This window comes from Kitasatospora sp. NPDC017646 (assembly GCF_044329365.1).
GTDB lineage: Bacteria > Actinomycetota > Actinomycetes > Streptomycetales > Streptomycetaceae > Kitasatospora.
On the sequence record NZ_JBIRJC010000117.1, the window covers coordinates 1 to 3,296 of the forward strand.

The 3,296-nt window shown below is 64.9% G+C and carries 4 protein-coding genes and 2 pseudogenes; 3 read left to right on the top strand and 3 right to left on the bottom strand.

What is annotated here, in order from left to right:
- Positions 1–478, top strand: a 478-nt coding sequence (locus ACH4J0_RS42940; protein WP_396246625.1) for a hypothetical protein, incomplete at its 5' end; no start/stop codon positions are given.
- A gap of 297 nt (positions 479–775) precedes the next feature.
- Positions 776–1,276 carry a hypothetical protein gene (locus ACH4J0_RS42945; protein ID WP_396246626.1) on the top strand — a complete coding sequence of 167 codons (501 nt, stop codon included), beginning with the start codon at positions 776–778 and terminating at the stop codon, positions 1,274–1,276.
- Positions 1,277–1,382: 106 nt separating this feature from the next.
- Here the strand turns inward: ACH4J0_RS42945 and ACH4J0_RS42950 are convergent, their stop codons facing one another.
- From ACH4J0_RS42950 to ACH4J0_RS42960, 3 genes and pseudogenes are all read right to left on the bottom strand, one after another.
- Positions 1,383–1,922 carry a 2'-5' RNA ligase family protein gene (locus ACH4J0_RS42950; RefSeq protein ID WP_396246627.1) on the bottom strand — a complete coding sequence of 180 codons (540 nt, stop codon included), beginning with the start codon at positions 1,920–1,922 and terminating at the stop codon, positions 1,383–1,385.
- Positions 1,889–2,314: pseudogene (locus tag ACH4J0_RS42955) on the bottom strand (transposase); the annotation flags it as partial. The pseudogene ACH4J0_RS42955 and the gene ACH4J0_RS42950, both read right to left, overlap by 34 nt.
- A 162-nt stretch (positions 2,315–2,476) precedes the next feature.
- On the bottom strand, positions 2,477–3,022 hold the full coding sequence (locus ACH4J0_RS42960; RefSeq protein WP_350506921.1) for a GNAT family protein: 546 nt from the start codon (positions 3,020–3,022) through the stop codon (positions 2,477–2,479).
- 85 nt (positions 3,023–3,107) lie between these two features.
- Here ACH4J0_RS42960 and ACH4J0_RS42965 point away from each other — a divergent pair.
- Positions 3,108–3,296: pseudogene (locus ACH4J0_RS42965) on the top strand (hypothetical protein); the annotation flags it as partial.

A 3,296-nucleotide genomic window follows, 5' to 3' on the forward strand; every position in this document is an offset into this window, starting at 1 on the left:
TCCAGGCCCAACTACTGGAACTACTCGACGTCGATCCAACCCGACCACGCTGGCTGGACACTCGATTCCCCACCTGCGAAAGACGGGCCTAGTCGAGTCCTTCGCGGTCGGTGCCCTGACCCGCGGTCGATCAGTCGAACAGTTCCTCGGCCCCGCCGGTGATGCCCATGCTCCTGGGGTCCGCTGGGTCGAGGTAGTTCCGACCGGCTCTGAGTTCAAGGTCGTTCTCCACACGTCGGCGGACGTCGGAAACGAGGACTTCTGCGACCTCGTCGAGTTCCCATCGCTGGATCCCGAGACCGAGGACGACGAGTTCGGCCTGGAGATCGCCACGGCAGCGGGAGCACAGGACGCGCTCGCTCTTGCGGAGCACCGGACTGGAGCCGTTCGTGGCCGCTGGGTCAATCAGGGTGTGGCTCAGGACGAGTACCGCGACTTCGTGCTCGCTGGCCGGCCACAACACGCGTCACCGAGTTGACGACCACTTGCTCGCTGAACGAGCACCAGCCGTCAGATTCCTTGCTGGTTCAGCGACAGTTGTCGTGCTGACCGGATCGGGAAACCGCACGTCGAGTGGCACTGCTGGCGACTACTACCGTGCTGAGTCACAGTGAGCCACGACATGGTGAGTGGAACCTGGCCGCACAGGTTGGAACCGGGCCGCCCTTGTCGCTGAACCTTGAGTGACCGGTCGACCCTGCGGGATGTGGGCGCCGCCGGCCTGGAACCAGTCAGGAGCTGGGGATGTCAGGGCCAGGAGCTACGGTCTCGGTCCATGGGTTTCTCCGGAACTTTCGTCGTGGCCCGGGTCGAGCAACCAGTGACCGAGCTGTCAGCCATGCAAGCGGTCGACGCTACACCGTGGTGGTCGGCCAGGGATGGCGCCTGGCAGATCCTGCAGCTATCTCCAGGCGTTGATCCGGATGACTCGGTCATGACCGAGACGGGAGCCCCGACCCTCGTCATGTATGTCCACGACAGCGACTTCGTCGGCGTGCAAGCCGCCAGCCCAGGCGGTCTGATCTGGCACTGCGCACTGTCCCCGCACATGGCACGGGACTACGACGTCCCCGAGCAGTGGATCGGCAACCCCGACGAGGTCACCCGCCAGGCCGTGGCCTGGGCGGAGGAAGCAGGCCTTCAGCCTGACCAAGTGGCGGTGAGAGCCACCCTTGAGGCGGAATGTGACCCACTCGCCGAGGACTTGGTGCTCGACCTGGTCCATGCCCTGGGGTTCAGGTTCGGTGCCGGCGAAAACCTGCTCACGTCTCAGTGAGATCGCTCAAGGGCCAGTGAGACCGGTCAAGCCATCTCAAGGACCTTGCTGGTGCCATGAAGGCTGACAACTCACGGCTGGTTGCTGGCCCTTCGCCGGGACGCGATTACCCGAGCATCGGGAACTCCATGTGGCGTCGCCAGCTCTCCCCGTCGCTGACGAATAGGCTCACCGTGGAGATCGTTGCCGTGGTGGGTAGCTGGACGGCCAGTGCCGCCTCCAGCTCTTCCAAGGCGCGGGGCTGCTGGCCGTGGGCGACGGTCAGGTGTGGGATGACCTCGGTGAACTGTCCTCCGTAGGGCGGCGCCTCTGGCCACCGCCTCGCTATCGATTCGGTCAGTGCGCGGAACGGCTGGTCCGGCGCTGGCGCGAGGTAGAGCACCTCGGGGAAGCGTCGGCATTCGTCGAATCGGACCGTGAAGGGGCTGCGTGCGCCGATCAGGGTCCTGAGATCGCCGATGACCGCGGTGCTGATGCGATCGATGTCGAGGAATGGGAAGAGCACCGTCACGTGGGCGGGAATCCCGGCCGAAGCCGAGGAATCGAAGCGGCGACGCCAGTGCCCGACCAGCGGCTCGGCCTCTTCCACGGTGGCCAGCAACGCGGTCTGGCCTACTCGGTAACGTCCTGGCTCGTCATGGGACACGTCCGGATGATCTCGGACAGCGAGGCGGGTGCGCCACTGGTTTCATGTCGCGGTGGTCGCTGGTCGTCCATCAGGACGCCGTTCTCGAAGCGTGACCCGGCTTGGACGAGAGGGACGAGGTGGGCTCCGGTGATCGCGCGCCAGCGGGTCTGGGCGGACTCGACGAGTTTGAACACCATCGCGAGGGCCGCGGCCGGGCTGCCGGCGCCGCGGGTGACCTTGGTGCGGAGTTTGACCGTGGAGAAGGTCGACTCGATGGGGTTCGTGGTCCGCAAGTGGATCCAGTGCTCGGCGGGGAAGTTGTAGAACGCCAGCAGCTCGTCCCGATCGTCGGTGATCTTCGCGACGGCTTTGGGCCACTTGGCGCCGTAGGTGCGGGCGAAAGCCTCGATCTTCCAACAGGCGTGTCCCGTAGTCCGGGAACCGCCTACTCACGATTCCTCACTGGTGCCGACTACCGTGTCCAGGCTCACGTGGCTGCGACTTTTCTGGATAGCTGATACCTGTTCGCGGTGGTTGACACCAGGGGCTGGGGCGCGGGGCAGGCGGAGCGCTCAGTTTCTCCGTGCCTTCTCGGCGGTAACGGCCCAGCGCTCGTGGTCCCTCCACTCGCCGTTGATGAACTGGAAGGCGGCTGAGTAGCCCTCGCGCTGGAAGCCCAGGCGTTTGACGAGGTTCAGCGAGGAGGTGTTGTCCGGCTGGATGTTCGCCTCCAGCCGGTGCAGTTCCAGCTGGTCGAAGGCGAGCTGGATCACGAGCCCCAGCCCTTCGGTCATGTAGCCATAGCCTGTTGTGGAGGCGTAAGCGGTGTACCCCAGAGTTCCGCTCTGGAGCGTGCCCCGGACGATGTTGTTGATATTGACGCCACCCACGATCTCGCCGGTGCTGCGAAGGCAGATCACGAAGCCCTCATGGGTGGGCTGTTCGAACCGCTCAAGGTAGCTCTCGAACGCTTCCGCCGTGTTCTCACGAGCGCCCAGCCAGCGGCGAAGCATCTCGGCGCTTTCCTGAGCCAGTGCTGTGAGCTCCGCGTAGTCCTGAAGGCAGACGTGGCGTACGGCTACTCGCGGTCCCTGCAGGAGGTAACTGGCGCTTGTCATCCGGGAATCCTATGCAGCCTCCTCTGTTCTCGTTTCGTTGAGTTACGGTCAGTTCCGAAGACTTGCCTCCCGAGGAGGGCCGCTGGTGCTGCTGTGCGTGCGTGAGCACGGCAGCGCAGGCGAAGATCCCGTCGACTTCGAGTCATTTGGACGGGTTGATTACCCCCTACGACGGGGATCCCACCTGCACGAGGATGTGACCCTCGCGCGGGTGGTGCAGACCTCCGGAGGCTGCCCGTCGCAGTGGGACGCCTGGACGAGCACGGGTCAGTAC

What these genes read in the sequence shown, in the direction of transcription:
- ACH4J0_RS42945 (WP_396246626.1), top strand. Translation starts at nt 776, where the DNA reads ATGGGTTTCTCCGGAACTTTCGTCGTGGCCCGGGTCGAGCAACCAGTG.
- ACH4J0_RS42960 (WP_350506921.1), bottom strand. Translation starts at nt 3,022, where the DNA reads ATGACAAGCGCCAGTTACCTCCTGCAGGGACCGCGAGTAGCCGTACGC.